General features: G+C 42.2%; 22 protein-coding genes and 1 tRNA gene. 6 read left to right on the top strand and 17 right to left on the bottom strand.

What is annotated here, in order from left to right; all coding sequences use genetic code 11:
* Nucleotides 1–5: 5 nt before the first annotated feature.
* From MNR06_RS12400 to MNR06_RS12410, 3 genes are all read left to right on the top strand, one after another.
* Nucleotides 6–1,169, top strand: coding sequence for a cystathionine gamma-synthase (locus MNR06_RS12400; RefSeq protein ID WP_243536526.1), 1,164 nt, complete (start codon nucleotides 6–8; stop codon nucleotides 1,167–1,169).
* A gap of 155 nt (nucleotides 1,170–1,324) precedes the next feature.
* Nucleotides 1,325–1,400 (top strand) — tRNA-Phe (locus tag MNR06_RS12405).
* 97 nt (nucleotides 1,401–1,497) lie between these two features.
* Nucleotides 1,498–2,217, top strand: coding sequence for a cyclase family protein (locus MNR06_RS12410; protein WP_243536528.1), 720 nt, complete (start codon nucleotides 1,498–1,500; stop codon nucleotides 2,215–2,217).
* Between the two features lie 8 nt (nucleotides 2,218–2,225).
* Here MNR06_RS12410 and MNR06_RS12415 read toward each other — a convergent pair whose 3' ends face one another.
* Nucleotides 2,226–3,101 (bottom strand): protein-tyrosine phosphatase family protein, encoded by an 876-nt coding sequence (locus MNR06_RS12415; protein ID WP_243536530.1) that lies wholly within the window; start codon nucleotides 3,099–3,101, stop codon nucleotides 2,226–2,228.
* Nucleotides 3,102–3,443: 342 nt separating this feature from the next.
* Here MNR06_RS12415 and MNR06_RS12420 point away from each other — a divergent pair, with 342 nt between their 5' ends.
* Complete coding sequence (locus tag MNR06_RS12420) at nucleotides 3,444–4,847, top strand: RHS repeat domain-containing protein (protein ID WP_243536532.1); 1,404 nt, start codon at nucleotides 3,444–3,446, stop codon at nucleotides 4,845–4,847.
* Nucleotides 4,848–5,007: 160 nt separating this feature from the next.
* On the top strand, nucleotides 5,008–6,852 hold the full coding sequence (locus MNR06_RS12425) for a TonB-dependent receptor plug domain-containing protein (protein WP_243536534.1): 1,845 nt from the start codon (nucleotides 5,008–5,010) through the stop codon (nucleotides 6,850–6,852).
* 28 nt (nucleotides 6,853–6,880) lie between these two features.
* On the opposite strand, the gene MNR06_RS12430 is transcribed toward MNR06_RS12425, so the two are convergent.
* From MNR06_RS12430 to rpsB, 16 genes are all read right to left on the bottom strand, one after another.
* Nucleotides 6,881–8,008 carry a Rieske 2Fe-2S domain-containing protein gene (locus MNR06_RS12430; RefSeq protein WP_243536537.1) on the bottom strand — a complete coding sequence of 376 codons (1,128 nt, stop codon included), beginning with the start codon at nucleotides 8,006–8,008 and terminating at the stop codon, nucleotides 6,881–6,883.
* A 109-nt stretch (nucleotides 8,009–8,117) separates the two neighbouring features.
* Entirely contained in the window at nucleotides 8,118–9,527 is a 1,410-nt protein-coding gene (locus MNR06_RS12435) for an ABC transporter substrate-binding protein (protein WP_243536540.1), read from the bottom strand.
* 41 nt (nucleotides 9,528–9,568) lie between these two features.
* Complete coding sequence (trhA, locus tag MNR06_RS12440) at nucleotides 9,569–10,207, bottom strand: PAQR family membrane homeostasis protein TrhA (RefSeq protein ID WP_243536542.1); 639 nt, start codon at nucleotides 10,205–10,207, stop codon at nucleotides 9,569–9,571.
* Nucleotides 10,208–10,358: 151 nt separating this feature from the next.
* The gene (locus MNR06_RS12445; protein WP_243536544.1) at nucleotides 10,359–10,937 is read right to left on the bottom strand and encodes a DNA-3-methyladenine glycosylase; all 579 of its coding nucleotides are present in this window, start codon (nucleotides 10,935–10,937) and stop codon (nucleotides 10,359–10,361) included.
* A complete protein-coding gene (pgeF, locus tag MNR06_RS12450; RefSeq protein WP_243536546.1) occupies nucleotides 10,934–11,632 on the bottom strand; it encodes a peptidoglycan editing factor PgeF in 699 nt (232 codons plus the stop codon). Before pgeF ends, MNR06_RS12445 begins: the two co-directional genes overlap by 4 nt.
* Complete coding sequence (locus MNR06_RS12455; RefSeq protein WP_243536548.1) at nucleotides 11,629–12,639, bottom strand: RluA family pseudouridine synthase; 1,011 nt, start codon at nucleotides 12,637–12,639, stop codon at nucleotides 11,629–11,631. The genes pgeF and MNR06_RS12455 overlap by 4 nt, the downstream gene beginning before the upstream one ends.
* The gene (locus tag MNR06_RS12460; protein ID WP_243536550.1) at nucleotides 12,629–13,255 is read right to left on the bottom strand and encodes a helix-turn-helix domain-containing protein; all 627 of its coding nucleotides are present in this window, start codon (nucleotides 13,253–13,255) and stop codon (nucleotides 12,629–12,631) included. Before MNR06_RS12460 ends, MNR06_RS12455 begins: the two co-directional genes overlap by 11 nt.
* An 8-nt stretch (nucleotides 13,256–13,263) precedes the next feature.
* Nucleotides 13,264–14,235 (bottom strand): P-loop NTPase, encoded by a 972-nt coding sequence (locus MNR06_RS12465; protein ID WP_243536552.1) that lies wholly within the window; start codon nucleotides 14,233–14,235, stop codon nucleotides 13,264–13,266.
* 10 nt (nucleotides 14,236–14,245) lie between these two features.
* On the bottom strand, nucleotides 14,246–14,950 hold the full coding sequence (gene tsaB / locus MNR06_RS12470; protein ID WP_243536554.1) for a tRNA (adenosine(37)-N6)-threonylcarbamoyltransferase complex dimerization subunit type 1 TsaB: 705 nt from the start codon (nucleotides 14,948–14,950) through the stop codon (nucleotides 14,246–14,248).
* A complete protein-coding gene (gene rseP, locus MNR06_RS12475) occupies nucleotides 14,947–16,620 on the bottom strand; it encodes an RIP metalloprotease RseP (protein ID WP_243536556.1) in 1,674 nt (557 codons plus the stop codon). Before rseP ends, tsaB begins: the two co-directional genes overlap by 4 nt.
* 75 nt (nucleotides 16,621–16,695) lie before the next feature.
* Complete coding sequence (locus tag MNR06_RS12480; RefSeq protein ID WP_243536557.1) at nucleotides 16,696–17,529, bottom strand: phosphatidate cytidylyltransferase; 834 nt, start codon at nucleotides 17,527–17,529, stop codon at nucleotides 16,696–16,698.
* Entirely contained in the window at nucleotides 17,501–18,232 is a 732-nt protein-coding gene (locus MNR06_RS12485; RefSeq protein WP_243536559.1) for an isoprenyl transferase, read from the bottom strand. The genes MNR06_RS12480 and MNR06_RS12485 overlap by 29 nt, the downstream gene beginning before the upstream one ends.
* A 24-nt stretch (nucleotides 18,233–18,256) precedes the next feature.
* A complete protein-coding gene (gene frr / locus MNR06_RS12490) occupies nucleotides 18,257–18,817 on the bottom strand; it encodes a ribosome recycling factor (protein ID WP_243536561.1) in 561 nt (186 codons plus the stop codon).
* A gap of 39 nt (nucleotides 18,818–18,856) precedes the next feature.
* The gene (pyrH, locus tag MNR06_RS12495; protein WP_243536563.1) at nucleotides 18,857–19,570 is read right to left on the bottom strand and encodes a UMP kinase; all 714 of its coding nucleotides are present in this window, start codon (nucleotides 19,568–19,570) and stop codon (nucleotides 18,857–18,859) included.
* Between the two features lies 1 nt (nucleotide 19,571).
* On the bottom strand, nucleotides 19,572–20,498 hold the full coding sequence (tsf, locus tag MNR06_RS12500; RefSeq protein WP_243536565.1) for a translation elongation factor Ts: 927 nt from the start codon (nucleotides 20,496–20,498) through the stop codon (nucleotides 19,572–19,574).
* 101 nt (nucleotides 20,499–20,599) lie between these two features.
* Nucleotides 20,600–21,538 (bottom strand): 30S ribosomal protein S2, encoded by a 939-nt coding sequence (gene rpsB, locus MNR06_RS12505; protein WP_243536567.1) that lies wholly within the window; start codon nucleotides 21,536–21,538, stop codon nucleotides 20,600–20,602.
* Between the two features lie 273 nt (nucleotides 21,539–21,811).
* Between rpsB and MNR06_RS12510 the strand changes: the two genes are divergently transcribed.
* On the top strand, nucleotides 21,812–23,140 hold the full coding sequence (locus MNR06_RS12510) for a sensor histidine kinase (protein ID WP_243536569.1): 1,329 nt from the start codon (nucleotides 21,812–21,814) through the stop codon (nucleotides 23,138–23,140).
* Nucleotides 23,141–23,184 lie beyond the last annotated feature (44 nt).

Genomic DNA, 23,184 nt, shown 5'->3' on the forward strand with positions numbered 1-23,184 from the left:
TTTAGATGAAAAAGATGACTGACAACTTAGGTTTCCAAACTCGCGCGATTCATGCGGGCCAAGCTCCGGATCCTTCAACGGGCGCGATCATGACGCCGCTTTATTTAACTTCGACTTATGTACAGGAATCTCCGGGCGTTCATAAGGGTTGGGAATATTCTCGCACACACAATCCAACTAGAAGAGCTTATGAAAACTGCATGGCAAGTCTTGAAAGCGGTAAGTATGGATTTGCTTTTGCTTCTGGATGCGCGGCGACGACAACTATTTTGCACCTATTAAAAGGCGGCGATCACGTTGTTGCGATGGATGACATGTACGGCGGTACTTTCCGTTTGTTCGATAAAGTTCTTAAGCATGACGGGATGGAGTTTTCTTTTGTTGATTTAACTAAAGTAGAAAACTTTGAAAAAGCACTTAAGCCAAATACCAAAATGGTATGGCTTGAAACTCCGACGAATCCTACTTTGAAGCTTGTTGATATTAAGAAAATCTCTGAAATTGCTAAGGCTAAAGGCATTATCGTTGCGGTTGATAACACGTTCATGAGTCCTTATTTCCAAAGACCTTTGGAATTAGGTGCTGATATCGTGGTTCATTCTGCGACTAAATACATCGGTGGTCATAGTGACGTAGTTGGTGGTGTAGCCGTTACTTCTCGTGATGATATTGCCGAAAGAATGGCGTTTTTAAGTAACTCGATGGGTGGCATTCAAGGGGCGTTTGATTCTTTCATGTGCTTAAGAAGCTTGAAAACTCTTCCTTTACGTATGAAGGCCCATCAGGAAAATGCGATGGCTATCGCGCGTTTCTTGGAATCTCACCCCAAAGTTGAAAAAGTTATCTATCCGGGTCTTACAAGCCACCCGCAACATGCTTTGGCGAAAGAACAAATGCATGGTTTTGGCGGTATGATCACGTTCTACATCAAAGGTGGAATGGATTCGGCCCGTAAATTCCTGGAAAACGTAAATGTTTTCGCCCTGGCAGAAAGCTTAGGCGGGGTTGAAAGCTTGATTGAACATCCAGCGATCATGACGCATGCCTCCGTCCCCCCGGAAAATCGTAAGGCTTTGGGGATTGATGACTCCCTTATTCGCCTTTCTGTAGGGGTGGAAGATCTAAATGATCTTTTGGCTGACCTAAAATACGCATTTGATAAAGCCTAACTGCGGCGTCAGCCCAGTTTCTTCCGCGTTGCTCGTCGGCGCGGTACGATGTACAGCTTTCTCCTCGCGCCTTGAATAAACTGGGCTGCCACCGCAGTTCTTGTTGACATCAAAGAGGCCAAAAGATACACATTGGTCTCTTTGAACGATCCAGTGGCTTGGTAGCTCAGTTGGTAGAGCAGAGGACTGAAAATCCTTGTGTCGGCGGTTCAATTCCGTCTCAAGCCACCATTTTTTCCCTAAAAAAATCCCTACAATTAAATACAGTTCCTACCGCAAACTTGCTTTATCTTTTGCTTCCTGTTTCTGCGCTATTGATAATCAATTTATGCCTTATATTTTATCGCCGCCGATCACTTCGAAGATGCCTGGTATGTGGATGGAAGGAACTCCTTATGAAAAAGAGGAACTTTATTCAATCCAACCGGGAAAACTGCCTCCGGTAAATTACGATAAACATATTTTAAAATCCCACAGCTTAACTCATGCGGAAGCCCAACTTCATGTTGTGGAAAATGGCCATGGGATTGATCACTACTTTAAAAATCCCGGGTACTATTTCGGGCGAACTATCGTAGTTCGTCTGCCTGGCAATAACTATAAAGAAGTTGCTACCGGTAACGGTATTTATCACTGGGAAGTTTCTAAGCAAGAATTAGAAGAAAATCTAAATCGAGTGCTAGCGATTGTCGGTGGAGAATGCACGAAGCTTATTTTAACTTCGCAGTTCTATCCCTTGAATGAAGAAGGTTTTCACGATCCCAATTATGTTTTAACTCTCTCGGTTGAAGCAGCTCAGTATCTTATTGGTTTAGAAGGCTTTAATTTGTACGGCACTTCATGGAAGTCATCTGACTTCAAACCAGGCTCACCGGATAGACCGATTCATAAAATCCTTTTAGAAAAAGCGGCGATATTTGAACTGTTAGATTTAAAGAATGTACCTGAAGGAGAATACTTCTTCGTGGGTTTTCCGCTGCGAATTCAGGGCGCCAGCGAATCACCGGCATGCCCCGCTTTATTTACAAAAGAAGAAACTAAGTTCTAGTTGAGAATTTATTGAGGGCAGACTTTTTGTCTGACCTCAGGGCTAAGCTGACGACTGTCTTTATAATGATTTCTTGGAAAGTCTCTAATCTTTTCCATAAAGCTAGAATCCCAGTTGTCATGAATTCTATTTTTTAACCAATACTGCTGCGCCTGACCTGTTGAATATCCGCAGAACTGCATCAAGACAGCTGCAGAAGCATACCCTGATCGGTGTTCACCACCAGTGCAATGAAGCATTATTGGTCCTGGGTCTTTTTGTGAACTAAGGCGCTTGTGAATCAGATCTAAATAAGCGTCAGGACGCGAAAATATAGCGACATCATAATAAAGAGTGTGACTGCTGCCATCGGCCTTTTTGCAATGGATGGGCCCGGGTTTTACTTTTGATTTTGTTCCGCGCACGTCAATTGCCTGGGAAAAACCCTCTTTGCAAAGGTTTTGAAGGGCTTCATAACTGAAAGACTGATAGTCTTCTTTTCCTCCAGAACCACCCCGGTAAATAAATCCTGGAAGTACTTCGCGAACATTGTTCACTCCAGAAAGTCTTGAAGTCTTAAATGATTTATTTACGCCGGGATTGCCATAGCTTTGCGAGCGTCTTTGCAATGACTCAAAAAAATCACCGCGCGGTTCGGAAGGAATAGGAGTTTCACCAGTGTCGGCTTCTCTATCGGGGATTTTTATCTCTTCATTTTCTCGGTCGGCGTTGCAATTTGAACAAGGTGGGCTTGCACTTCGTCTTGAATTTTCTGAAGAGCTTTCATTGGATCTGGAGCTGCGAAATCTATCGCCAGCTCTTTCAATGACTCGTTTAGATTTAGCAAAGCCAGAAAGAAGTACTAAGGAAAGCACATAGAATAAAAGGACTATCTGTCGAGACATAGTTATTGAACTCCTGGCTGTGTTTCTTCGTCTGTGTGCGGGGCTGGATTTATTTCTGATGGTAAACGCGTTTTCTTAATTCTTAAGGGACACACGCCACAGCGATTGTTTGTGGTGATGTCGGAACATTCAGTCGCATTGAATCTTTCTTTACTATAGTCTTTTGATTTTGCGAAAGACGGAACAACGAAGCATACAATTACAAATGCAGTTAGGCCTATAAGTGAAAGTCTCATCTATTGTGTTCCTTGCATCTTCTTTATAAAATGATGTCAAAGAACACGGCGGAGTAAAATGCAAATCTTAGTCTTATTATTATTTGTAATATGGGGTTCGAACTCGTTGGCTCATATTGATACAATCAGCGGATCTTTCATTCAGAGTTTCAATGATTTTACAGAATCACGTCTGGATTTAGACGTTAACCATGTTCGGACATATAACAGTCGTTCGACTTTTTCAGGTGGATTCGGCGAAGGCTGGTGTACTGACCTAGATCTTTCAATAAGTGAAAATAATGGTCATCTGTTACTTCGTTATTGCGGCGATGGGAAAGAAGTAGTTTTTAAAAAAGAAGGCTCGGTCTTTCTAGCAAAGGACTTTCGCGATGGAAGAATACATAAGGAAAATCAATCCTATGTACGCACCCTTATTGACGGGACTACTGAAAGATATCAAGGGGGAAAATTAAAATCTATCACAGGGCCCGATACAATAAGGAATCTTCGTTTTATTTATTCTAAAATGAATCAGTTAGAAAAGATTCAAGACGGATCAGGAAGAAGTCTTTTGTTTGAACGAAACAAAGACCATTTAATCACAAAAATTTCTTTTAAAAGCAATCGGAACCTTGAACAAAAGGTAATAGCGATTTTTGAATATTCAAATGCGAAGTTAGTTAGTTCTATGAATTTTGAAGGTGAGCGCTATCACTACTTTTATGATGGAAAGAATAAACTAAACAAAGTCATCTGGCCTGATAAGGGATGGATTAGTCTAACTTATCACCCAACTACAGGGTGGGTAAGTGATTTAAAGGGAACAGATATCTGTTCAGAAAATTTTGATTATAAACTTCGCACGGAAGGCAATCCGATAGCTTATAACGTTGACGTTACGAAGACATGTATTGGTAAAGCCCCGATCAAAACAACTTACACTTACAAATATTCAGCTGATTATAGCCAACTTAATTCGATGACTGTTAAAAATGGTGAAGGCACTTCTGAATATCTTCTTAATAATTCCGAAGAGCCGATCGAAATTATAAAAACATTAGGCAAAGATGTCTTTAAAACCTCAATTAAGCGCAATGAGTACGGTCAGACCGTTGAGGTATCATCTCCTTATAAAAAAACTTCTTTTTCTTACAGTAGAGGAAAAGCTGGTCACTTGGTTTCACAGGTTGATTACGAATCTTTCTTAAACGGGGTTTCTTCGGAAAAAGGGGGGTATAAATTTACTTATGATAAAGAAGGCCGGTTAGCCTCGGCGACCCCTCTAGATAAAACTTCCATATTATTCAGTTATGATGCGCAAGGAAGACTAAGTAAAACTCGGCAAGGAAATATTGAAGTCGAACATTTTTATGAAGGTGATTCAAAGGATGCAAAGGAACTTATTGTAGAGGGCAAGAAAATTCCAAATATTTTGGATGAATCGCAGTTGGGGCTTAAGTACAGAACACAAATCGAGCTTTCTCGAGAATATGATTTAGTAATGAATCTTGCGCAACCTAACTATTAGATTTAAATTTAGTTAAACAACTTTCAAGGATTAGCTGAAGTCCGGTGAATATCTGCTCCGCCAAGTCGGAGTGTCTACAGTCCGGCACTGTGCCGCAACGGTGATAAGAGGTGTCCTCTTTAAGTCCGATCGCCTTCTTGAAACAAACCTCGGAGCAAGGATGAAAAATATCTTCGTCATGGGCCTTCTATTAGGCTCTTTATCAACTTACGCGCAAATAAATCCCGTTGTGGTGGAATCTTCAAGTGTCACTGAAGAATCTGCAGACACCTCATCTTGGGTCACGGTCTTAGATGAAACTGAAATCAAAAACCAAAACAAATCCACAGTAGCCGATTTACTGCGCGATGTTCCGGGTGTGGAAGTCGTAAGGCAAGGTGGGGTTGGACAAACCACTTCGATATTCATTCGCGGAGCCCGATCAGAAGACACCCTAGTATTAATTGATGGAATCAGAGCCAATGAACTTATGTCACCTGCGGGTGGTTTTGATTTTTCATCTTTGGCTTCAGTTAATATCGCAAGAATAGAAGTCCACCGTGGTCCACAAAGCGTGCGCTTTGGAAGCGGAGCTATTGGTGGTGTGATAAATATCATCACTAAAGAGGGTAAAGGTCCGTTGGCAGTTTCTTATGTAGCTGAAGCGGGAAGTTATGATACTTTACGAGCTGGCGTCTCTGTTTATGGCAGACAAAATAATCTTGGTTATTCCGCGGGAGTAGAGGGTCTTAAAACGGCAGGATTTTCAGCAGCGGATAAATCCCAAGGAAATACTGAAGCTGATGGTGCGACAGTTGCAACGGTTTCTTCTAAACTCACTTACCATGCAAGTGAAACTGGTAAGGTAGTGGGCAGTTTGCGCTACTCACAAGCAGAGGTGGATCTCGATTACGCCGGCGGAACTCAAGGTGATGACCCGAATTCGTCTGCGGTCTTTAAACAACTAATTACAGGCGTAACAGGTGTAAATCATTTCTTTTCGAACACTCTTCGCTCTTCATTAAGTTTCACATTTTCAGAAGTGACTCGCTTTGATGAAAACAAGGCGGATCCAGTTCACGTTGATACATCAGAAAACTATTTTATCAGTGAATTGCAACAGATCGAAACAGCCCATGAATGGCTGCCGACAAGCACCCAGTCGTTAAAGTTTATTCTTTCCTATCAAGATGAAAGTGGTAAGGGTTACTCGAACTACAGTGGATTTGCAGCTCCATTTGCACGAGAGCGCCTGAAAAATACGGGGGAAGGGTTCTTCTATTCCTATGATGATAACAAATGGTTATTTGATGCGGGCCTTCGTTATGACCAACAAAGTGAAAAAGGACAGGCGGTTTCAGTTCGCTCTTCCGTGGGACGCAGAATAGCTGCATCAGATACATTGGTAAGATTAACATATGGAACTGGATTTAAAAATCCTAGTCTGTACCAACTTTATTCAAGCTACGGTGATTTGAGTTTAAAATCCCAGGATGGAAAAGCGCTTGATATCTCAGTTGAACAGCAGCTTGGCGAACGCCTTGAATTTTCAGCAGATCTATTTAGAACCTTCTATGATGATCTAATCGACTTCGTATCTGGTAAATACAAAAATATAGCTTCAGCACAAAGCGAGGGTATTGAAGTTCAAGGTATGTACAAAGTACTGAACAGCCTAGCGCTGAAAGCTTCTTATACATACTTAGAAACCAAAGATAACACGACAAACTTGCGGCTTTTACGCCGACCAATGAATGCTTATTCTGTTTCAGCAATTTATTCACATGAAAAGATTGAAGGAAGTGTGCAGTACCGCTTCAGTGGCGAACGAGATGATCTTGATCCGAACACGTTTGCTAGAACAGAAAATAGTTCCTATGACGTTGTCAGTGTAAAAGCTAGTTACAAACTTTCCCAAGATCTAAAAATAACTGGTAGAATCGAAAATCTTTTGGATCGTCAATATCAGGAAGTATTGGGTTACGGTACGCCAGAAAGGTCCTTCTTCGTCGGAATTAGTAATTAAATGATTAGGGGAGCTGAAAGGCTCCCTTTCAAATTTGCGAATTTAAATTGGGATCGTCTTCATGGTCCCGGGTGTTGAAGGCTTTCCTTCCTGCGCGGTTTTGCAGTGTGCCCGGTGCATTCGCAGCTATCAATGAATGAGATAAAGTAGCACAACGATTTACCAAATCCTTTGTAGCATCTACGAGAACTTTGCTTTGCTGAACATAACGGACGTTGTGTTCCATGTTTTCCATACTCCACCCTAAAGAGTGGGCGATAAATGGAAACGGAGGCAGGTGAAAACCTAATTCAGAGAAGAATCCCATCATACTGCCAGCAACCGCCTGAACATTGTCTTGGCCTCCAGTGATAATAAATCCCGCAACTTTATTGCAGATAAGCTGATTATTATGAATGGTGATTTGATTTTGAATACAGTTAAGCCGTTCGACCATTTTAAAATAAAGCGCACTGGCGGAACCCCAACGAATCGGTGTGGCAATAAGTATGATATCTGCCCAATGCACCAGATCTTCATAGACTTGATCCAACTGATCGTTAGGATCAAGCTGCGTGATCGAACAGGGCCAAATACAGGCATGTGAACTTTTTGAATAAAATCCCTCGCAGTGCCTGAAATTAAGTTCACGCAGTTTAACCAAATGAGTATCAAATCCCAGAAATTTTGCATGTTTCAAAGAAGATTCCAACAGCATCTCTGAAGTCGAAGGACGGGGATATTTTAAATCCATAGCTGTGGTAGAAATTCCAGCAACCCGAAGCGGACCTGGGGCCCTCTCTGGTTTTCGCGCCAAGTGCATAGGTTCATGAAATTTATGATTACGTGTCGTAAGGCGATTTAAACTTAATAACACGCGGCCGTTTTCGGTTTTTACAGGAAAGGTTGGTACGCGATCTTCTTCAAAACCAGGTTCACCTTCACCTGTTTTCCAGTGAAACTTATAATAATGCCAAGGACAGACGACGTAATCACCTTCAAGGCAACCATCACCCAATGGTCCGCCGACATGATTGCAAACACCAGAAATTGCACTGAATTGCCCGTCTTTAAAAACCAGAGCAATCTTTTTACCAGCTACTTCAATTTGCTGCAGCGGACGCTTGCTTAATTCAGCAACTTCGCCAAGGTCATGCCATTCTTCTGATGAAACCATAGCAGCAGGCTAACAATGCAAAGTCAGGCTGTCTTTGTGTATATATGCACTAGCTAACGATGAGCCGAAAAGATAAAGCTATGCTTTTTGCAGGCATATCATGAGTAAACTATTCTTCATCGCTCATATTCAAATCGCGTAAATTTAGATGATACGAATACTCTAAATCAGGGATTTTAATATTATTTTTGCAAACAATCGGGATGCTGTTTTGACTAAAAGGTATTACATGAAGATTTTTTTCAAAATCTTGCAGGTAGGTACTATATTTTTCTAATCTGTCCTTTTTATCTTCGGTAAATCGAACTTCAGAAAGATTTTTTAAAAGATCAAAAGTCGGAAGATTTGCCTTAGCCAGTAATGAACCAAGAATATCTAAATACCCGTCGGGGTCGGGTATAACCCCCTGATAGGGGATAAAAATAAGATCAAAGTCACCCTCTTGCATAGGCGTCGATAGTTCTTTGCCCTTAACATTTATATGATTAACTTCAAACCCCGCGTCTTCATAGCCTTTAACTATCTTTTCGACGGCGGAAGAAAGAAATATTCCGTACGGAAAAACAATTTTAATTTTCTGTTTGTGTTGAAGCTTTGGGAGATGGGTAGTCGCTGCCGATTTAGCATAATAAGATTCAGGCATTATACCGTTAGGTAGATATGTATCTAGAATTCCGTCGAACTTAGTTAATACATTCTGGGTATCTCGGACAAAACGGGCAACGTCGGCCACTAATTTTCTATTCGCAAAGTCTTTCAGAAATGTATTGTTATGATTAAGGATAATGTGAGTGGTGACCAAACTGAATGTTGGATGACTTTTATACTCTGGTTTTAGATTTCTTGCCAAAGCCACCTCAAGAGGGGATCCCATTGCTAGGTTTGCTCTGCCGGAATTTAAAGCATCTACAGTAAGATCCACATCTCTTTCGATCTTAAAATAGTAGCGGTCTATATTTGAAGTAGGAAAGGGATAGGTACGACTTTTTCTTAAGCACCAAGTTTTTGTTTCGCTAGGTTCGAATTCATAGGGCCCTGATCCAATGACATAATTTGAAGTAGATTGATGGCTTATGATCCCGAATCCAGGAAGTGATAGTAGTTCTAAAAACGCGGGGTAAGCACCTTTAAGACAAAATTCGACAGTTCGATTATCGATCACTAAGATTTTATCTAAAACATTTCGTAGATAGCTTGCCACTACGGATTTTGAATTTTCATCAAGATGTCGTCTCAATGAGAAAGCAACATCTTGTGCGAAAATGGGTTCAGCATTATGAAAATGCGCCTGTTCGGATAAAGAAAAAGTATAGGTCCTTTGATCCGCAGAAATTTTCCAGCTTTGTGCTATTCCGCTGACAATACCTTTTTTAGAATCTTTTTTTACTAAGGTGTCCAAGAAAAGATTTAAAACCTGAAACTGCTGATATCCTCTAGCACAGATGGGGTCTTGTAAAACACCTTCTGTTGTTAAAATTGCATGGATTTCGCTAGCGGTAATAGGATTATTTAATGGCACAACAAATCCTTAAAATTTCTAAAGGTGTATCTGGTATAAACTTAAGCGATATACATTAATAAGCAAAGGTACTGAAAACCAGTTCCAGCCATCACGCACAAGTGCCACATGCCATGGCCGTGTTTGATTTTTTCGTCGTTAAGGAAAAAGATCATACCGATTCCATAGGAAATAAAACCGGCTAATACCAACGCAAATCCGATCGGTGGAATTGCATCCATTAAATGTTTTAAAGCAGGCGCAACTGTTGCAGCCATCACCGCGTAAAGCAATAGTGATGGGGTTCTATTTTTTGGAGATACAACGACCTCCCACATGATACCTAGAACTGCGAGCGTCCACACCACACCAAGAATAATCCACCCGGTGGTACCTCGCAAAGCAAGGATCGCATACGGAGTATAGCTACCAGCAATTTTCAAATAAATGCCGATGTAATCAAGCTTGCGATAAAACTCTTTTTTTTCGGCGCGGGAACCATGATAGATCGTAGAAATGCAGTAAAGCCCCACTGTCGTTAACGCATAAACTGTGAACGAAAAAAGTTTCCAGGTATCTTGTTTTTGTGCGGCTAGAAAAAGTAAAAGCACGCAACCCATTAACGCAAGGAAAGCACCGACTGCATGTGAAGCTGTATTAAATTTTTCCCCGTGCTGGACCTGAGTTATCATTTGTTTCATGTTTTTAAATGTTAGCAATTCTACAAACAAATTGCAGCAGTCAAAAATCTCAAGTCGGGATTCTATTTCACTTTTTTCATAAGCTAAAAATTATCCGCTTTTCACATTTAAAAACCTAAAACGTAAGTCTTGAGATGAAACTGTGATTTGTCTATTTACGAGAGATATAAGGATTGTCTTTTATGTAAAATCTTAAGGGCCACTGCGCGGCTTCGCCCGCATAATCAACCCCCACTCTGGTTGTGGCGACGATGTCTTGATTCTTCACTTTAAAATCGTCATCACTTACATACAAAAGTGAGTTCTTTTTCCACAGGCGCAAACCATCATGGTCCTTGGTAATTCCATACCGACGGCACAATTTCCCGGGGCCGTTGGTGGTAAGATCTTTTCTTTTCGGTTTTGCATCCGCTTCAAAGGGCTGAACTGCGCGTATCAGCACAGCTTCAGGATGGTCAGGAGTTCTGGTCACGAAGTTAAGGCAATAGTACATACCGTAAATTAAGTACACATAAGAGTGTCCACCATCTAAGTACATTGATTGAACGCGTGGTGTTCTTCTGTCGCCAAACGTGTGACAGGCGGGATCTTCTACTCCTAAGTAGGCTTCTACTTCAGTGATTCTTGCACGAAACTTTACGTCCTTAGTTTTAATATTTAAAACCTTACCCAAAAGCTGTTTTGCAACTTTTGTGGTGTCTTCAAAATAGAATTCCTGGGGAAGGATCATTGGGTGCGGCAGATAAAGCTGATTTGCCTGCCGGATTTATCTTTGTCGCGACGGTAAGAATGAAAATCGGGATTGGTCACAGTATCGATGTGCAGATTAAAGACCTTATCAAGATCAAGACCCTCTTGCTGAAGCTGAGTCTTCACAACCTCACTAAGATCCACCCGGCACTTGCCTGCAGAAGTTTCTTCAAAATAGGAAGCGCGTTCCGAAGGACTCAAAGGTCCCAGGCTGGAAAGAATCTGATCGCGCACGTCGTTTTCAACTTCAAAACTTTGTTTTTGAATATGAGGACCGACGATGACCTGCAAATTCTGCGGAAAACTTCCCAGTTGAATCATTTTCTGAATTGTCTTTGGGATGATTCTTGAAGCAACTCCACGCCATCCGGCGTGGGCGCCAGCAATTAAATTTGTCGCAGGATCATAAAAGAAAATAGGCACGCAATCGGCGGTAATCACACATAAAGCCAAGCCTTTTTCTTTTGTAAAATGCGAATCAGCAATGACTTGATAATCAAGTGCGTGGTCTTTGGTTTCAACAACCGCATCACTGTGAATCTGTTTTAGGCGCGTTAGTTTAAAATCAGGATAGGCTTCTGCAAGTTTTGGTAATTGCGCATGAACTCCCCCTAAAAATACGGTGATGTGCTCTGTGCGCACTTCGTATCCGTATTGGGTTTGTTCTATGTTCATTGCAGTCCCCATTTTTTCAAATAGCCTTGAATGTCTTCAGGCCAATCTTGCTTAAATGACATTCTCTCTTTTGTGCGGGGATGAGTAAACCCTAATTCGGCGGCGTGAAGCAGAAAGCGAGTTAAACTTTTTAAATCTTCCTGGGTGTTTTTTGCTTCCACGTTCTTAACCTTTTTATCAGCACCGTACAAGGCATCGCCAGCAATCGGAAGTCCATTTTCAGAAAGATGAACACGGATCTGATGGGTGCGACCTGTTTCTAATTTCAATTTTAAATAACTAAGCCCACTTTTTCTGTGCAGTACTTCGTAATGAGTGACAGCCCATTTACCAATAGAAGGTGGATCGTCTTTATCTTGAAGTGGTTTTTTGTCATTTCCCAATACAGAGGCATATCTTTTGCGATCAAGAGGATGGCGTGCAAGGAAGCTTCTAATTGAGCCACTTAGATTTTTAGCAGTTCCAATACAAACTGCGTAATAAATACGGTGAGTGCTGCGCTCTTTAAATTGCGCGGTGAGTGCTTCATGGGTTTGGTCGTTTTTCGCAATAACAATCAAACCACTAGTTTCTTTATCAAGTCGATGAACAATGCCGGGGCGTTCTTCGCCAAACTTCATGGATAAATCATCTGTATGGGCAAGCAATGCATTCACTAAAGTATCTTGCGCATGTCCAGCCGCCGGGTGAACCACAAGGCCCGCAGGTTTATTGATCACTAATAAATCATCATCTTCAAAAATCACATCAAGCTTAAGATCAAATTTCTGCAATTCAGAAGAAACAGGGGGCGGAAGGGTGACTTGAATAAGATCGTTTTCTTTCACGGCCACTGAAGGTTTAGCGATCTTGCCATTAAGTGTGACTAAAGAATTTTCGATCAAGTGACTGGCACGCGAACGAGTTCCTACTTCTGCAACTAATGCCAAAGCCTTATCAAGGCGCAAGCCATCCATATCTGCAGAAGCAGTGACGGTTATTTTTTGAGTTGAATCTTTATTTTCCAAGACCGTTCTTGAAGTTCTTCATATAAGAATCAGCGACTTTTTTGTCATCAAGGCCCAGTGCTTTTGCCATTTGCACTACGTAACCTCTAACGAAAACCACAGCCGGAAGATTTCCTGCATCCATAGCTTCAATCGCCGTGACATAGTAGGAATTGATTTTCGTGATTTCGCTGACTTTTTGAACTGTAAGATTTTTGTATTCACGAACTTTTTTAAGTAAAGCGCCATCCCAGTTAGCCTGAGCTGCGATTTCTTTTTCAAAAGCTTCGTCTTTTTTATAAGCTGGTACTGACTTATCCGCTTTAGGTTCTGGATACATCTGTTTGCTGGCTTCTAAAATCGAAGCATAAGTAAGGTCATTCAAAGAAGAAAGACCATTACGCAAACGTTGATCATAGATATTTCTAAGAATCTTATTACCTAGTACTTGGTAAGCTTCTTCAATCAAAACCAAAAGCTCTCGAGCTTCGTGTTCAGAGAAGATTGTATAGATAGCTGGATTGTCGCCAGAATAGGTGCTGCGAGCGCGATCATAGGCTACCGTCACCTCGTGTTGAGGCGCGTTTGCTGGTAGCTCAAGAATCTCGTAATAGTTATATCTAGTCGTTGCTTGCATCCTAGATATTATACTACGGCGCGAAGCTCTTCCGGATCAATAAGTTGTTTGCAGGTAGTTAAAAATTGTCCCGCAAGTGGAGTAAATGGCTGCGCTACAAGAACGTGCTCTCTCGTACGAACTGACTGCCACACAGCGTTGTCGAAGTCGATCGCCCCCAAGAAATCAATACCAAGGTCGTAGTATTTAACACAAACACTCTTCATCGCATGTCCTAAATCAGAGTTTTTTGGACAACGAGCGGAGTTCACAACCAAGCGAACTGGCTTTTCTGAAAGCGCTTCAAAGAAATTATACTGAATTCCACTTTGCTCTTTTAAATAAGAACGGAAAGAAAAAGGCTTCTCAAGTGTACGTTGACGATGATTTCTTAAAGTTGAAATCATTGTGCCAAAGGCGTCTGGCGTCGAATTTTCTTTTAAAGTATGGCACACGAAAGCTTCCAGGAATCGGTAAGTCTTTTCGATGCTTGTTGGTTCTGGTGAAGTGATAAGGAATTTCTCATCAGCAGCTTTGAATAACTCTAAGTGCGGTTCCAAAGCGCCAGCACCCATATCCACGATCACATAATCAGCGCGAAGCTTTTTTAATTCAGGCAATAGTCCGTGAACTTGAGAATATGAGAAATCAGTCGGAGTCCATGAATCCCAGAATCCTTGAACATAAGAAAGATGTGGGAACGGAGTCGGAATTACCAGCTCTTGCAAAGTTTTAGAACCTTCAAAGAAATGTCTGATGTTCATGTGGGAAGGTGAAAGACCTAAAGAAGTATGAACATTGGCGCCGCTTAAATCCAGATCGACGATGACAACTGAATGACCTAGTTTAGAAAGAGTAATACCCAGGCTTGAAGAAACGAACGTTTTACCAACGCCACCTTTGCCGGAAGCAACAACCCAAAGCTTCGTATCACAGTTTTTTTCTGTGTGCGAAGTTTGGTCAACAGTTTCAAGATAGAGTTTGTGAAGATCTCGTTCCATCGATGCATCCTTATTTCAGCGGAGAGATGAGTATTCCTTTTTTTGTCTCTTCGGCTTCAGACGCGCGGATATAAAGAGGCACAAATGAATTCCAGTCCAAGGTTAGACCCTTTTTTGCTCTGGCTTCCGCCATGATGCCAAGAGTGGAAGGCAACGCTTGATCTGGAAAGTTTTCGTCTCGGGTAAACTTCTGTTTTAATTCTTCAGGAAAGTACTCATGGTAAGCTTCCCAACCATCACCCACGACTAGGCAGTCAGTGTTAATATGATTTTTCAAGTCACGGACGGGGATCGCTTCAGGACCTTTTAGATATTTTGGTTCCTCACCACTGACATCAAAAAGACCTGTGTAAACCATGTTTTTGTAAGCATTAATAATTGCCAGCACCGGTTTGCCACAGTCTTTAGCTTGCTGAGCTAGAAGCATCAAGGAATCGATGGTGACCATGGGTTTAGAATAAGCATAAGCAAATGACTTACCCGCATTGGCTGCCACGCGAATACCGGTAAAACTACCTGGACCCTGGCCGACTGCGAACACATCGATATCTTCTAGTTTTAACTGAGTTTTTTCTAAACAATTAGCAACAAAGGGGCTGATGATTTCGCTATGGGATTTTTGCCGCAGTGATGTTTCTTCTGCGGCAACTTTTCCATCAATAACCACAGCGACTCCACCAAGCAGAGTGCTGGTTTCCATAGCTAGTATTTTCATAATCCTAATAGACGAGTAAAGTCGTTAAACAAGGCAAAGATCATTAAGCTCATCAACAGAGCTAGACCTACCTGCTGTGCAATTTCCATTTTCTTGATGCTAAGCGGGGCACCCTTTACCACTTCGATGATGTAGAACACAAGGTGACCACCATCAAGTACTGGGATCGGCATCAAGTTCAGGATGAAAAGGTTCACAGAAATGATAGCCATCATCTGTAAGAACTGAGTTAAACCGATTTTAAATGTTTCGCTCGCAGCCTGACCGATGGAAATAACACCACCGATATTTTTCGGAGAAATCATTCCCTGGAAGAGTTTCACAAAACTCATCACAGTCATGACTGATACTTCCCAAGTTTTTTGCGTACCGCGAACCAAGGCTTCGCCCACGCCAGCAGCTTTGACAGTCATTAATTCAGGAACAGCGATGTTAGCAATTGGCGAAATGCCAATTGTATAACGTTTTTCTTCAGTTCCCGCAGCCGTCATTTGTGTCGTCATTTTTGGCGTGATTTTAAGATTCAATTTTTCGCCGTTACGAAGAACAACCAGATCCACCGGATTTTTTCCGTCAAAAGATTTGATGTTGCTAATAACATCTTCCCACTTTTGCAAAGTCACGTTGTTGATAGAAACCAAACGATCCATTGAACGTAAGCCAGCAGCTTCCGCTGGAGAGTTTTCAAGAACTTTGCTTAGGTAAAGTTCAGAACTTTCAAAACCCAAACCTTGCATCGTGAATGAATTCATCGACTCAAGCGGAGCCAACGTCACTGTCAGCGGCTTTTCAGTATTATCACCTTCACGAACGCCCATGGCTTCAATCGTCAAAGTCTCTTTAGCATTTAGTTTAGCTAATAGAGGCTCAATTTGACGCCAGTAACTTACTTTTTGTCCATTGATCGAAGTCAGTGTATCGCCGGTTTTCAAACCCAAAGCATGAAGAGGGGAATTAGGTAAAACTCCCACTGTTGTCCCAGCAGAATAAGGACTTAAGCCATCGATGTTCGCGATATAATCAAAATTGCTAAGCACGTTTGGATTGCGCTCTGGTTTTGTATCCATCGCAAATTGCGCAACCTCTTTAGTACCTTCACGCTCAACCACAACATCAAGACGCAAATCTTGAGCTTCTTTTAAGCTGATGGTTTTTTGCAAATCTTCCCAAGTTGAAATTGGTTTTTGATTTACAGAAACAATTTTGTCTCCAGATCTGAAACCCGCTGCATAGGCAGGAGAACTTGCAGTCACATCACCGGCAACCGGCGTTTTAGCATCTTCACCAACCATCGCGACCGTGAAGAAAATCAAAATCGCAAAAAAGAAGTTCATCAAAGGACCCGCTAAAACGACTGCAATACGTTGCCAGACGTTCTTGTGGGTGAATGAATATTTCTTTTCTTCTTCCGGAATATTGTCGGCGCCTTGTTCGCCAAACATTTTCACATAGCCACCCAGTGGGATTAGTGAAAGTGCATAGGTCGTGTCGCCTTTTTTAAATTTCAAAAGTTTTTTGCCGAACCCAAGACTGAATACTTCAACTCTTACTCCGCACCAACGGGCGACAAGAAAGTGTCCAAGCTCATGAACGAAAATTAGGATCCCGAGCAAAATGACAAATGGAACGATTGCAGACAAACCTTGTTGAAAGTAAGAAAAAATATTCATTCAAATATTCTAGATGGCAGAAGTCAGACGAGCTACAAAATAAAAGTGTTTATGCAAACGGGCTCGACTTTTTGCTTACGACAAAAGATGAGACAAAATTAATATTCCTGAAAGAATCACAGGACTTGCGAACAGGACCGCGTCGACTCTGTCTAAGACGCCACCATGACCTGGCATGATTTTCCCAGAATCCTTCACATCAGAGACTCGTTTTAATAATGATTCAAAGAAATCACCAAACTGCCCAGCAAAGCCCGCAAGAGCTGCCAATATTAATAGTGGCGTAAGGGAAACTTCTGGGAACATTGCTAACCAACAGATAACCGCTGCAAGCAAAGAACCTACGGTTCCGCCGATCGAACCTTCCCAAGTTTTTTTCGGAGATACTGACGGCATAACTTTATGTCGGCCAATAAGGACGCCAAAAATATAGGCCATGGTGTCGCCAGCAAACACAACAGCCAACAAGAAAGTAAACCAAGCAATGCCGTTGTTATGTTCTAAAATTCTGTAAGCAAAAGAAGGCAATAGGCCAATATAGAATAGTCCCAAGGCCCCTTTAGCGCAGTAAGTGGCCATTGAATTCAGCTCACCTTGTTTGTGTGAAACTAAAAGCACCGCGATGATGTAAGTAATAAGACTTAACGAAAATGCCAATGAGCCAACACTGAGCGAAGAAATAGAAGCGGCAAAAACTGCTAAAGACAGAACGTAGAAAAAATATTTTAAGAACTTTGAATTTTCATTTTTAAAAAGAATTCCTAAAAGTTCATAGGCGCCAATGGCAACAATAAGACAAACTGCGATTTTAATCCCGTCAACGGCAAGCGTGACATAAAGTCCGATGATAAGTGCAAGGGCAATAATTGCGGAAGTAGCTCTAGTTAGGAAACTTTTCCAAGTTGTCATTCGCAGAGACCTTGCCAAATCGGCGTTGTCTCCCTGAAAAAGCGTGTAGGGCTTCATCAAGGTGAGATTCAGTGAAGTTAGGCCACAGTATATCAGTAAAATAAAATTCTGAGTATGCAGCTTGCCACATTAAGAAATTAGACAATCTTTGCTCGCCACTCGTGCGAATGATCAAATCAGGATCCGGAGTAGGGTAAGTACTTAGGCTAGAATTGATAACGGATTCATCAATTTCATCAGCGGATAATTCACCAGCCTCAACTCGGGCAGCGATCGAGCGCACAGCTTCCGTGATCTCTTGGCGAGACCCGTAACTAAGAGCAAAAACAAGGTTTAAGCCTGTGCATTTGGAAGTCGCTTCAATGGATTTACCGATTGTTTCTGCCACGTCTTTTGGAACACGCGACAGATCTCCGATAACAGAGAAGCGGATATTTTCTTTGATCAGATTTTCAGTTTCACGCTTTAAGTAACGGCGAAGAATCGTCATTAACAAACTGACTTCGGCCTGAGGACGAAACCAGTTTTCGGTACTGAAAGCGTAAAGGGTCAGATTTTTAATACCCTTTTTAGAACACGCAGTGATGATCTTTTTAGCGACACGAGTCCCTTTGACATGTCCAAACGTGCGCGGACGGCCCTTGAGCTGAGCCCAGCGGCCATTTCCGTCCATAATAATAGCAATGTGTTTAGGTAGCGTCATCGTGTCCCGAACTGAATAAGCAAACTAGATAGTCAAAATCGACTTTTCTTTTTCGTCAGCAACTTGATCGACTTTTTTAATATAATCGTCAGTCAGTTTTTGAACGTCAGCTTCGCCTTTTTTGCCTTCGTCTTCGCTGATAGCTTTATCTTTTTGAAGTTTTTTAACTTCTTCGTTGGCATCACGACGAGCCATACGAACGGCAACGCGAGCCTCTTCAGCGATTTTCTTAACTTGTTTTGCCAAGTCTTTACGACGTTCTTCAGTCAAATCTGGAACTTTCAAACGGATCACTTTACCGTCGTTCATTGGCGCCATGCCAAGTTCAGACTTGATGATCGCTTGTTCGATATCTTTAAGAATAGAAACTTCCCAAGGCGCGATCAAAAATGATTTTGCGTCAGGGGTAGAGATTGAAGCAACTTGAGATAGTGGAGATGGAGTGCCGTAGTAGTTCACGCGGATATTATCTAGCATAGAAACCTGAGCGCGACCTGTGCGGATTTTTTTAAGTTCTTCACCTAAAGCCGCAACACTTTTATCCATCTTAGCTTGAGCATTCTTTTTTACATCAGCGATTGCCATAGTTGTCTCCTTTGAGTGTCCAGTTACGCAAAGCGATTGCTAGTGAACTAGAGTCCCGATGTTTTCACCTTGAACAGCCTTCAGGATGTTGCCTGGCTGAGTAAGGTCAAAAGTAATAATTGGAAGTTTATTATCCATACACATGCTGATCGCTGTTGAATCCATCACCTGCAGACCGCGGTTAAGCACGTCGATGTAGCTGATCTTTTCAAACTTAACAGCGTCGCTGTGTTTGTTTGGATCTTTGTCGTAAATGCCATCAACCTTTGTGGCTTTCATAATCACTTGTGCGCCGATTTCCATCGCACGAAGTGAAGCGGCCGTATCAGTAGTGAAGAATGGATTTCCAGTGCCAGCACCGAAAATAACGATACGTTCCTTTTCCAAATGGCGGATGGCTTTACGACGGATATAAGGTTCTGCAATTTCTGCCATTTCAATGGCAGTTTGCACTCGTGTTGGAACGCCTTCTTTTTCAAGGGCGTCCTGAAGAGCCAAAGCATTGATACAAGTCGCAAGCATACCCATATAGTCAGCACTTGCGCGATCCATGCCCTCAGCAGAAGCGGCAACACCACGATAGATGTTACCGCCACCGATAACGATACCCATTTGAACGCCTGCTTTGTACGCCTCTGCTACATCCACAGCGATTTGTTTAATAACCGCAGTGTTGATTCCAGTCCCTTGCTTACCAGCAAGAGCTTCACCACTTAACTTTAGCAAAATACGTTTGTAAACAGGCTCTTTCAAACTAGTGTCCTTTCATCTGAGCAGCAACTTCAGCTGCGAAATCGTTAGATTTCTTTTCGATACCAGCGCCAAGTTCGAAACGAACGAAGCGTTTAACGCCAACGTCAGCACCGATTTTGCCACCAACTTGTTTCGCAAGATCGCTAACTTTCAAGTCAGGATTTTTTACGAAAGCTTGGTCAACTAGGCAGTTTTCAGCCAAGAACTTGCGGATTTGACCTTCAACGATTTTTTCGATCATTTCAGGTTTTTTGCCAGACTCAAGGTTCTTAGCAGCTAGGATTTCTTTTTCTTTAGCAACAACATCAGCTGGGATTTCAGCAGATGAAATAGCCATTGGGTTCATCGCAGCGATGTGAAGAGCAACGTCTTGAGCGAAAGTTTTAAGCTCAGGATTGCTTACTGCTTCTGGTTTAGAAGCAGTCACTTCGATCATAACGCCGATTTTACCTTCACCGTGGATGTAAGTGTGAACAAGGCTAGTCGCAGTCGCAGTGTATTTTTCAAAACGACGGATAACGATGTTTTCACCGATAGTCGCGATAGCTTCTTTCAAAACATCGCCGATTTTTTTAGAAGAATCTTTGTGGAAAGGTTGTTCCAAGATTTCGCCAGTCGCGTTTGAATTCGCGATGTGGTTAACAACGTCAGCAACAAGGTTTTTGAAACCATCGTTACGAGCCACGAAATCTGTTTCAGAGTTGATCTCTGCAACAACACCTGTGTTACCAGTAACTTGAGCAGCCACAGTACCTTCAGCAGCGATACGGTCAGCTTTTTTAGCAGCAGAAGAAAGACCTTTTACGCGCAACCATTCAACAGCAGCATCAAAGTCACCAGAAGTAGCTTCTAGAGCTTTTTTGCAATCCATCATACCAGCGCTGGTTTTTTCTCTAAGTTCTTTTACTAGATTAGCGGAAATAGACATAAGGAAGGCTCCTTTAAATACATTGGAAATATAAAGATCAAAATCAAAGAGGGACAACAAAGCAAAGGGTGGCTAGGGCCACCCTCTGTTGAATATTCTGACTACTCAGCAGAGTCGTCAGATTTTTCGCCTTGCTCAAGCTCAGCTTGGATTTCAACTTCTTCTGCTGTACCAGCAGCAACAAGTTTACGACCTTTAGTTGCTTTAACAACTGCAGGACCAGCTGATTTCTTAGGAGCTTCTTTACCGCCAGCAGGTCTTGCACCGCGACGTTTTGGAGCTTCTTCTTTACCTTCAGCTTTAGCTTCTTTAGCAACGTCAGACTGTTTATCAGTCATAGTGCGAAGTTTGCCTTCCCACTCTTTCGCGCCTTCAAGATAAGCATCAGCAACTAGGTTAGCGAACAATTTGATAGAACGGATCGCATCGTCGTTACCTGGGATTGCGTATTCAACAGACTCTGGATCAGAGTTCGTGTCAGCAATAGCAACAACTGGGATACCCAAGCGTTTAGCTTCAGCAACTGCGATGTGTTCTTTTGGAAGATCCACAACGAACATAGCAGATGGCATTTCTTTCATTTCACGGATACCTGAAAGGAAATCAGTCAAACGAAGGTATTCTTTTTCAAGTTTTGCGCGCTCTTTTTTAGTAAGGTAATTGAATTCACCTTTTTCTTTCATGGTGTCGATTTTGCGAAGACGATCGATAGATGATTTGATCGTTTCGAAATTCGTCATCATGCCACCCAACCAACGCTTAGTTACATGGTACTGACCGCATTTTTGAGCCGCTTCAATGATTGGCTCGATAGCTTGCTTCTTAGTTCCAACGAAGATCAAACGACCACCGTTAGCAGCGATTTCTTTTACGAAGTCAGCAGCTTTGTTTGCGCGTACAACAGTCTTTTGAAGGTCAATGATATGAATGCCTCCGCGAGCTGTGTAAACATAAGGTTTCATTTTTGGGTTCCAACGCTGTGTTTGATGTCCGAAGTGGACGCCAGCGTCTAGCATTTCTTTCATGGTTACTTGAGCCATGGTAGTACTTCCTTTCTGGTTAAACGTCCTCTCAGGTAGAGCCAGCTTCTTTTTTTCGCCGGAAGACCCCCTGTTTCAGTACTTTGGGGGACCAGTTAATGCCTGGGAGTGCTTTATTGTTGGAGTTTGGGGATATCATAGCGACACATAGGACGCAAGCAGTCTTTGGGTTGTTTCATTCTGGTGCACGGGGATTACAGAACGAAATAATCTCCTTACAAAAGTTTAAGCTGCACCATGTCGATGCCGATAAATTCTCTGGATAAGAGGCACATGAGCATCCAGAAAAACCACCCTGGGGTCCTACAAATATTTTCAGATCAAAATCGAGAGATCGCTTATCGGGTAGATAGGGCTTTTTCATTTCTGATGTTAATTCAATGGCTTGCCTGCATTTTGCTGGGCGGCCTGGTGGCTCCTCAGACGTGGCTTTCGGCGTCTGTTTCAGCTACTGAGGGGGGCCTGATCGGTGCCGCTTTAGGTGCGGCTCTGGCTTTACCAGCTTTTTATTTTTCATGGTTTGCACCGGGAGAAAAAGTCACTCGCAACGTCATTACTGTGGCTCAGATGTGCTTTTCAATCCTGCTTATTTTTCTTACGGGTGGTCGAGCTGAAACCCATTTCCATGTCTTTGTTTCACTGGCTGCTCTTTCTTTTTATAAGGATCTGCAGATTTTATGGGTCGCTTGCTCCATCATCGTTGCCGATAGCATTCTTCGCGGCGTGTTCCTGCCGATGACTGTTTATGGTGCTTCTTCGGGAACGGATTGGCGCTGGTTAGAAAATACTCTTTGGGTGGTTTTTGAATGCGCTATCATGTCATTGGGAATTCAGCGCATACGTTCTGAACTTTTAGAAATGGCCCATTCGAAGTTTTTGCTGATGAGCGCGCGAGAAGCTGCTGATCAAGCCTCACTTCTTAAATCAAAATTTCTGAATAACATGAGTCACGAAATTCGCACGCCACTGAGCAGTATTATCGGTTTTTCAGACATCTTGCGCGATACCTCGTTAGATCAAGAGCAAAGAGAATACGTTCACACAATCAATCGATGTTCTGAATCCTTACTTCATCTGATTAATGATATTCTTGATATTTCCAAAATCGAAAACGGGCTTTTGCAAATTGATAGGCACAACTTCAGTTTCAAAGAGCTGCATGAAGATGTGCATCGCATGTTCATGGTGACTTGCATGCAAAAGAAATTAGATCTGGAACTGAATTTAGATTCGAGCATGCATATTCTGGCGCGGGGCGATTCCCATCGTCTTCGTCAGGTGCTGATCAATCTTGTTGGTAACGCTGTGAAGTTCACTGAAAAAGGCAAAGTAAAAATTGATGTGACTAAAAATTCAGATGGCAGCTATCAGTGGGATATTTGTGATACGGGCCGAGGAATTAGCGCAGAAAATATGGAAAAACTTTTTCAACCCTTTCAGCAAGGACACCCATCTGTTGCTAGAAAATATGGTGGCTCTGGATTGGGGCTTACGATTTCAAAAAACCTGATTGAGCTTATGGGCGGTAATATTAGCGTTCAAAGCACAGAAGGCACGGGCACTACGTTTTCGTTTCATCTGCCTCTGGAAACCGTAAAATAAAAAAGGCGACTTTTCCGAGCCGCCTTTATCTTTAAAAACATTTT

It is taken from the genome of Bdellovibrio reynosensis (assembly GCF_022814725.1).
GTDB lineage: Bacteria > Bdellovibrionota > Bdellovibrionia > Bdellovibrionales > Bdellovibrionaceae > Bdellovibrio > Bdellovibrio reynosensis.

What these genes read in the sequence shown, in the direction of transcription:
- MNR06_RS12400 (WP_243536526.1), top strand. Translation starts at nt 6, where the DNA reads ATGAAAAAGATGACTGACAACTTAGGTTTCCAAACTCGCGCGATTCAT.
- MNR06_RS12410 (WP_243536528.1), top strand. Translation starts at nt 1,498, where the DNA reads ATGCCTTATATTTTATCGCCGCCGATCACTTCGAAGATGCCTGGTATG.
- MNR06_RS12415 (WP_243536530.1), bottom strand. Translation starts at nt 3,101, where the DNA reads ATGTCTCGACAGATAGTCCTTTTATTCTATGTGCTTTCCTTAGTACTT.
- MNR06_RS12425 (WP_243536534.1), top strand. Translation starts at nt 5,008, where the DNA reads ATGAAAAATATCTTCGTCATGGGCCTTCTATTAGGCTCTTTATCAACT.
- MNR06_RS12430 (WP_243536537.1), bottom strand. Translation starts at nt 8,008, where the DNA reads ATGGTTTCATCAGAAGAATGGCATGACCTTGGCGAAGTTGCTGAATTA.
- trhA (WP_243536542.1), bottom strand. Translation starts at nt 10,207, where the DNA reads ATGAAACAAATGATAACTCAGGTCCAGCACGGGGAAAAATTTAATACA.
- MNR06_RS12445 (WP_243536544.1), bottom strand. Translation starts at nt 10,937, where the DNA reads ATGATCCTTCCCCAGGAATTCTATTTTGAAGACACCACAAAAGTTGCA.
- pgeF (WP_243536546.1), bottom strand. Translation starts at nt 11,632, where the DNA reads ATGAACATAGAACAAACCCAATACGGATACGAAGTGCGCACAGAGCAC.
- MNR06_RS12460 (WP_243536550.1), bottom strand. Translation starts at nt 13,255, where the DNA reads ATGCAAGCAACGACTAGATATAACTATTACGAGATTCTTGAGCTACCA.
- MNR06_RS12465 (WP_243536552.1), bottom strand. Translation starts at nt 14,235, where the DNA reads ATGGAACGAGATCTTCACAAACTCTATCTTGAAACTGTTGACCAAACT.
- tsaB (WP_243536554.1), bottom strand. Translation starts at nt 14,950, where the DNA reads ATGAAAATACTAGCTATGGAAACCAGCACTCTGCTTGGTGGAGTCGCT.
- rseP (WP_243536556.1), bottom strand. Translation starts at nt 16,620, where the DNA reads ATGAATATTTTTTCTTACTTTCAACAAGGTTTGTCTGCAATCGTTCCA.
- MNR06_RS12480 (WP_243536557.1), bottom strand. Translation starts at nt 17,529, where the DNA reads ATGACAACTTGGAAAAGTTTCCTAACTAGAGCTACTTCCGCAATTATT.
- MNR06_RS12485 (WP_243536559.1), bottom strand. Translation starts at nt 18,232, where the DNA reads ATGACGCTACCTAAACACATTGCTATTATTATGGACGGAAATGGCCGC.
- frr (WP_243536561.1), bottom strand. Translation starts at nt 18,817, where the DNA reads ATGGCAATCGCTGATGTAAAAAAGAATGCTCAAGCTAAGATGGATAAA.
- tsf (WP_243536565.1), bottom strand. Translation starts at nt 20,498, where the DNA reads ATGTCTATTTCCGCTAATCTAGTAAAAGAACTTAGAGAAAAAACCAGC.
- rpsB (WP_243536567.1), bottom strand. Translation starts at nt 21,538, where the DNA reads ATGGCTCAAGTAACCATGAAAGAAATGCTAGACGCTGGCGTCCACTTC.
- MNR06_RS12510 (WP_243536569.1), top strand. Translation starts at nt 21,812, where the DNA reads ATGAGCATCCAGAAAAACCACCCTGGGGTCCTACAAATATTTTCAGAT.